Source organism: Mesorhizobium sp. M2A.F.Ca.ET.067.02.1.1 (assembly GCF_004023285.1).
In the GTDB taxonomy this organism is placed as follows: Bacteria; Pseudomonadota; Alphaproteobacteria; order Rhizobiales; family Rhizobiaceae; genus Mesorhizobium.
In genome coordinates this window covers 1-6728 of sequence record NZ_RZSB01000298.1, presented here as the reverse complement: position 1 = coordinate 6728, position 6728 = coordinate 1, and the positions used below count along the sequence as shown (strand labels likewise).

Sequence of the window (6728 nt, the reverse complement as noted above, 5' to 3'; positions counted from 1 at the left end):
ATGGTTCCCGCACCGCCGATCCCGCCGAGGCGCATTGGAGCTGGCGCAGCTACCAGATCACCGACATGCGCGCCCGCCACGAGATCGGCGCCGAGACGGCCCTGCCGGCGCCGGTGCGCGACGCCTTCCTGTCGCCAAGCCATGGCTGCCAGATCGATTTCGAGGACGACTTCCTCTATGGCGACCTGCCGGACCTCAGGCACGATTTTGCCGAGGCGCGCGGACTCACGCATTTCCGCTTCGCCTTCAACGACAAGATGCTGGTCGGCGCCCGCAAGCAGCCGCTGGAATCGGTCGACAAGATCCGCAAGCTGGTGGAGAGCGGCACACGGAAATTCCGCACGCCGGCCGAGCTGATCGAAGCGGTGATGGGCCAGTCGCTCGACGGCATGGCGGCCGAGCTCGACAAGATGGGCAACACGCTCGACGGCATCGAGGATCGCATCGTGTGCAATGCATGGCACAATGAGCGCCAGGCGCTGGTCGACGCGCGCCGGCAGCTGGTGCTGATCCACCGGCAGATGGCGACGCTCACCAGCCTCTTCCGCCACCTCGACCATTCGCATCGCAACGAGCTGCCCGACCCGATCAACGACATGGCCACACGCCTCTCGCACCGGGCGCATACGCTGCATCATGACGGCGAGCAGCTGCAGGCGCGCACGCGGCTGCTGCAGGATGAGCTGATGGCGAAGCTTACCGAGCAGTCGAACCAGCTGCTCTACATCCTCTCCGTCATGACGGCGGTCCTGTTGCCGACGACCATCATTTCTGGCCTGTTCGGCATGAATGTCGGCGGCGTGCCGCTGGTCGACACGCCGCACGGCTTTTGGGTGGTGACGGCGATCTCGGTCGTCATAGCCGGCGTTGTTTACAAGATCGTGCGACGGCTCGGGCGCGTGTAGGGCGCCGATTCTATCTCGTCGCCGGCGCCGCCGGCCGCGCTTCGCGGCCCCTGAACATCGACCAGCTGTACATCGCCAGCGCCGTCCAGATCAGCCCGAACGCGATTGCCTGTGTGGTGCCGAACGGCTCACCGAAGATCAGCACGGCGATCAGAAACACCATGGTCGGCGCGATATATTGCATGATGCCTATGGTGGACAGGCGCAGCAGCCTTGCGCCGAAGGCGAAGAGCAGCAGCGGCACGGCGGTGATCGGGCCGCAGCCGATGAGCAAGGCCGTGTCGGCACCGGTGCTGGAGATGAGGTGATCCTGGCCGGTGGCAATCAGGTAGACGATGTAGCAGAGCGCCGGCACCGACAGCAAAAGCACCTCGAGCAGGAAACCCTGGCTCGGGCCGATCGGCAGCGTCTTGCGGAAGAAGCCGTAGGCGGCAAAGGAAAAGGCGAGCGCCAGCGACACCCAGGGCAATTTGCCTGCCTCGACAGTCAGCACCGTCACCGCGATGGCGGCCAGCACAACAGCCGCGATCTGCAGCCGGTCGAGCTTCTCGCCGAGCAGCACGGCGCCGACGACGACATTGACCAGCGGGTTGATGTAGTAGCCCAGCGCGGTCTCGACGGTACGGTCGACCGCGATCGCCCAGACATAGATGCCCCAGTTGACCGAGATCAGCACCGCCGTCAGTGCCGCCATGGCAAGGCTCTTCGGCGAACGGATCGCCGCCTTGAAGTCGGCGGTGCGGCCGGCCCAGAGGAGCACCGCCGCCGCGATCGGCACCGACCAGACGACGCGGTTGGCGATCACCTCGGCAAGCGGCAGATGCGCCACCGCCTTCATATAGAAGGGCAAGAGCCCCCAGAGGAAATAGGCGCCAAGTGCCAGAAGGAAGCCGCGGCGGCCCTTGGCGACTTGATCGAGATCGGCTGTAGCGGTGACCATGGCCCAACGCTATGGCTCAGCGGGCCGCCCAAGACCATCACAAAATTATGATGGATCAACGGAGTTTTGGTGATGGCTCAGCGGCCGGGACCGCTTCCTTTCCGGGGCGCCGCATCACAATTCGCCTCCGCCGGTCCGCCTACAGAATTTTCTGTTTGCGATGGCCCGCCCGTAGTAATAGCCTCATTTTAGCGCTTGGGGGAATTCTAATATGAAGTGATTCTGGAACCCTTCAATGTCGCGCCTGACAAGTGCCATAAAGAATAGGAAGTATACTTTCTTCCGAGCGCAGCTCGGGGTAAGGCGTCATCTGGCCGACTCGGTCGCCTATCGGGCTTACCGCGCGACAACAGACATCGATTACTTCTTTCACGTTTTCCCGGACCGCAAGCTGATCTATGTGGAAGTACCCAAAGCGGGTTGCACCACAGTCAAGCGACTGCTTTCGATCTGCGCCTACGGAATCAACCATGATGACGATCCCGAGGCATATCATTCGCGTCGAAAATCCGGACTGCTTGCCCCGAGCGACGTCGGCGTAAAACTATTCGAATCGCTGCTGCGCGACCCCGAGACGCTGATTTTCTCCGTGGTGAGAAATCCATTCTCCAGATTGCGGTCATGTTATCTCAACAAGTTCTATAAGCTCAAACTATCCGACCCAGGAAATACCGGACTGATTGAGCAATTGATGGGCGACATGACCTCATTGTCCTCGTCCGACATCGACCGAGACCAACTGTCTTTCGACAGCTTCGTCAAAGGCGCCTGCACAACGGCTGCTCTCGGCAAGAACGGCCATTGGAGCCTGATGTCAGCAATAATTCCGAATTCGAGCGACTTCAGGATCGAGATCATAAAGCTCGAATCCCTGGCCGAAGGCTTGAATCCTGTCTTGGCCCGATTAGGCGCTTCGGAGGAAATTCGGAACTCGCTGGCAAAACCGCTCAACCAGTCTGCCCCTACGCCAGGAATTGCATGGACGCGGCCGCTGGTTGATCAAGTCAGGCGGGCCTATGCGGAGGATTTCAGGCGGTTCGGTTATGATGCCGACTATCGAGCCGGCTGACGGTCCGAATCCCCCTACTCCGCCGCCACCAGCCCAGCCATCTCGCGGTTCTTCATCAGCTTGTAGATGATCGAATCCATCAGCGCCTGGAAGGAGGCGTCGATGATGTTTTCCGAAACGCCGACCGTCCACCAGCGGGCGCCGGTGGAATCATGCGATTCGACCAGGACGCGCGTGATGGCCTCGGTGCCGCCATTGAGGATACGCACCTTGAAGTCGGCGAGCTCGAGGTCGACGATTTCGCTCTGGTATTTGCCGAGGTCCTTGCGCAGCGCGATGTCGAGCGCGTTGACCGGGCCATGGCCCTCCGCCACCGACATCTTCTCCTCGCCGTCGACCTCGACCTTCACGATCGCCTCGGAGACGGTCTTCAGATTGCCGTTGGCGTCGAAGCGGCGCTCGACCATGCAGCGGAAGGAGGTGACGTTGAAGAACTCCGGCAAGCCGTGCAGCATTTTTCGCGCGAGCAGCTCGAAGGACGCGTCGGCGCCTTCATAGGCATAGCCTTCGGCCTCGCGCTCTTTGACCACCGCGATCAGCGCGTCTAGCCGATGATCGTCCTTCGGCACCTCGATGCCGCGCCGCTTCAGCTCGGCGAGGAAATTCGCCTTGCCGCCCTGGTCGGAGACCATGACTCGCCGGCGGTTGCCGACGGCTTCCGGCGGCACATGTTCATAAGTCGCCGGCTCCTTGGCCAGAGCCGAGGCATGGATGCCGGCCTTGGTGGCGAAGGCGGACGAACCGACATAGGGCGCCTGCGCTTCCGGCGCACGGTTGAGCAATTCGTCGAAGGCGCGTGAGAGCCTGGATATTCCGGTCAGATCCTCGGCTGAAATGCCGGTTTCGAAACGGTCGGCGAAGGCGGGCTTCAGCGAAAGCGTTGGGATGATGGTGATCAGATTGGCGTTGCCGCAGCGCTCGCCGATGCCGTTCAACGTGCCCTGGATCTGGCGCACACCAGCTTCTACGGCGGCCAGCGAATTGGCCACCGCCTGTCCAGTGTCGTCATGCGCATGGATGCCGAGATGGTCGCCCGGGATGCCGCCGGCGATCACCTTGCCGACGATTTCGCGCACTTCCGAGGGCTGCGTGCCGCCATTGGTGTCGCACAGCACCACCCAGCGGGCTCCGGCTTCATAGGCGGTCCTGGCGCAGGCCAGCGCGTAATCGGGATTGGCCTTGAAGCCGTCGAAGAAATGCTCGCAGTCGACCATCGCCTCCTTGCCGGCGGCCACCGCCGTCTCGACCGAGGCCTTGATCGCCTCCAGATTCTCCTCGTTGGTGCAGCCGAGCGCCACACGGACATGATAGTCCCAGCTCTTGGCGACAAAGCAGATGGCGTCAGACTTCGACTGCACCAGCGCCGCCAGCCCCGGATCGTTGGAGGCCGAGACCCCGGCACGCTTGGTCATGCCGAAGGCGACGAATTTCGCGCTTTCCGTCCGCTTCTTCTGAAAGAAGGCGGTGTCGGTCGGGTTGGCGCCCGGATAGCCGCCCTCGACATAGTCGATCCCGAACGCGTCGAGCAGTTTTGCGATGGCGATCTTGTCCTCGACGGAAAAGTCGATGCCCGGCGTCTGCTGGCCGTCGCGCAGAGTGGTGTCGAAGAGATAGAGGCGTTGTTTCTTCATGGCGATAGCTCGAAATGCCGGGATCCTTCGCGTAGAGCACGAACCTGCATCATTATTTCCCTGCAAACCGATCCGTGGCCCGGATCAGCCGATCCAGAATCCCCGGCTCGGAATAGGCGTGGCCAGCGCCTTCGATGAGGTGGAAATCCGCCTTCGGCCAGGCCTTGTGCAGCGCCCAGGCATATTTCGCCGGGCACGGCATGTCGTAGCGGCCGTGGACGATGGTGCCGGGAATGTCCTTCAGTTTCCAGGCGTCGCGGAGCAGTTGCCCTTCCTCCAGCCAGCCGGCATGGACGAAATAGTGGTTCTCGATGCGGGCGAAGGCGATGGCGTAGTCATCCTGGCCGAACGGATCGCTGGTCTCGGGTTCGGGAAGCAGCGTGATCGTCTCGCCCTCCCAGATGCTCCAGGCGCGGGCGGCCTCCACTTGGCGCGCGCGGTCGGAGCCGACCAGTCGCTTGCGGTAAGCGGCCATCATGTCGCCGCGCTCGGCCTCGGGGATCGGCGCGAGAAAACGCTCCCATTTGTCGGGAAACATCTCGGAGACGCCGAACTGATAATACCATTCGAGCTCGGCGCGGGTGAGCGTGTAGATGCCGCGCACGATGAGCTCGCTGACGCGCTCGGGATGCGTCTCGGCATAGGCGAGCGCCAGCGTCGAGCCCCAGGAACCGCCGAAGACCAGCCATTTGTCGAAGCCGGCCATCTCGCGCAGGCGCTCTATGTCGGCGACGAGATGCCAGGTGGTGTTGGCTTCCAGCGAGGCGTTGGGCGTCGATTTCCCGCAGCCGCGCTGGTCGAACAGGATGACATCGTAGAGTTTCGGGTCGAACAGCCGCCGATGTTTCGGCGAGATGGTGCCGCCCGGACCGCCATGCAGGAACACGGCAGGCTTGGCGCCCCTGGTGCCGCAGCGCTCCCAATAGATGGTGTGGCCGTCGCCGACATCGAGCATGCCCGACTCGAACGGCTCGATCTCGGGATAGAGGCTGCGCAAGGAACCACTGTGGATCGTCATAGTTTCAAGCCCTGCTGCGGCCAGTTGGCCATCTCGTGATCGGGGTGCTGGAAGGAGATGATCTGCTCCTGCCGTCGGTAGAAATCGGGATCGTCGAGGATCGGCGCCTCGAAGATCTTCTCCACCCAGGGCAGCCGCACCGCGTAGTTGACCTGGATCTGCGGCGCGAGATCGGAGCGGTCGTCGAACGCGCCGATGGCGATCTCCAGCGCGCCCGGCTGGCGGTAGGTCAGCGGCGTGCCGCAGCGGGCGCAGAAGCCGCGGTCGATGTTGACCGAGGACTGGAAATAGGTCGGCTCCTCATGGGTCCATTCGACGCCGTCCTTCGGCACCGTCACGAGCGCGCCGAAGAAATTGCCGAACTGCTTTTGGCACATGCGGCAATGGCAGATGGACGGGCGTCCGAGCTTGCCGTGCACGCGAAAACGCACGGCGCCGCACTGGCAGCCGCCGGTTCGAACTTGATCGGTCATGGTCTTTCCTCCGGCGGCCATTGGTCGGTGTCGTGGTCTGGATGCTGATAGGAGACGAGCTCGGCGAGGTAAGGCGCAGAGGCGATATCGGCCATCGTGTCCTCGGACGGCAGCTTGGGGATGCCGTCGACATAGGGGAGCTTCGCCTCCGTCCCCCACTGGATGGTCGGCGCGATGCCGGTCGGGTCATCGAAGGTGGCGATCGCCAATGCGATACCGTCGGGCGCCTCGAAGGTCAGCGGCGTGCCGCATTCGGCGCAGAAGCCGCGCCAGGCGGCGTTGGACGAACGGAAGCGTTTCGGCTCGCCGCGCGTCCAGTCGAGCGTGGCGCCGCGCACCGACACCAGCGGCAGGTAGAAATTGCCGCTCGCCTTCTGGCACATGCGGCAATGGCAGACCGAGGCGTCGCCCAACGCGCCTTCGACGCGGAAGCGCACGGCGCCGCACTGGCAGCCGCCGGTGTAGATCGGCCTGTTGTCGAGGCTCATCGCTCACTCCGTTTCATGGGCTGCCTTAGGGGCTCATTCCGGGTCATGACAGACCGCCTCGACATTGTTGCCGTCGGGATCGAAGACGAAGGCGCCGTAGTAGTTCGGATGATAGTGCGGACGCAGGCCCGGCGCGCCATTGTCCTTGCCGCCGGCGGCAAGCGCTGCCGCATGGAAGGCGTCGACCTCAGCGCGGCTGCGCGC

The 6728-nt window shown here is 63.2% G+C and carries 7 protein-coding genes and 1 pseudogene; 2 read left to right on the top strand and 6 right to left on the bottom strand.

The window, feature by feature from the left end; all coding sequences use genetic code 11:
* The coding region (locus EOA28_RS19890; RefSeq protein ID WP_128315194.1) for a transporter at positions 1 to 905 on the top strand (905 nt) is incomplete at its 5' end.
* A 10-nt stretch (positions 906 to 915) separates the two neighbouring features.
* Here the strand turns inward: EOA28_RS19890 and rarD are convergent.
* Entirely contained in the window at positions 916 to 1845 is a 930-nt protein-coding gene (rarD, locus tag EOA28_RS19885) for an EamA family transporter RarD (protein WP_128298125.1), read from the bottom strand.
* A gap of 235 nt (positions 1846 to 2080) precedes the next feature.
* On the opposite strand from rarD, the gene EOA28_RS19880 reads away from it, so the two are divergent.
* Positions 2081 to 2914: a sulfotransferase family 2 domain-containing protein gene (locus tag EOA28_RS19880; RefSeq protein ID WP_126078286.1), complete on the top strand. Its 834-nt coding sequence runs from the start codon at positions 2081 to 2083 to the stop codon at positions 2912 to 2914.
* Positions 2915 to 2928: 14 nt separating this feature from the next.
* Here EOA28_RS19880 and cimA read toward each other — a convergent pair whose 3' ends face one another.
* The 5 genes and pseudogenes from cimA to EOA28_RS40320 all read right to left on the bottom strand — a co-directional run.
* Positions 2929 to 4545 carry a citramalate synthase gene (cimA, locus tag EOA28_RS19875; protein ID WP_127386188.1) on the bottom strand — a complete coding sequence of 539 codons (1617 nt, stop codon included), beginning with the start codon at positions 4543 to 4545 and terminating at the stop codon, positions 2929 to 2931.
* Positions 4546 to 4597: 52 nt separating this feature from the next.
* The gene (pip, locus tag EOA28_RS19870; RefSeq protein ID WP_127253513.1) at positions 4598 to 5563 is read right to left on the bottom strand and encodes a prolyl aminopeptidase; all 966 of its coding nucleotides are present in this window, start codon (positions 5561 to 5563) and stop codon (positions 4598 to 4600) included.
* Positions 5560 to 6036, bottom strand: a complete 477-nt coding sequence (locus EOA28_RS19865) for a GFA family protein (protein ID WP_127253514.1) — start codon at positions 6034 to 6036, stop codon at positions 5560 to 5562. Before EOA28_RS19865 ends, pip begins: the two co-directional genes overlap by 4 nt.
* Positions 6033 to 6524: a GFA family protein gene (locus tag EOA28_RS19860; RefSeq protein ID WP_126078290.1), complete on the bottom strand. Its 492-nt coding sequence runs from the start codon at positions 6522 to 6524 to the stop codon at positions 6033 to 6035. The genes EOA28_RS19865 and EOA28_RS19860 overlap by 4 nt, the downstream gene beginning before the upstream one ends.
* A gap of 33 nt (positions 6525 to 6557) precedes the next feature.
* Positions 6558 to 6728, bottom strand: a pseudogene (locus EOA28_RS40320) (VOC family protein); the annotation flags it as partial.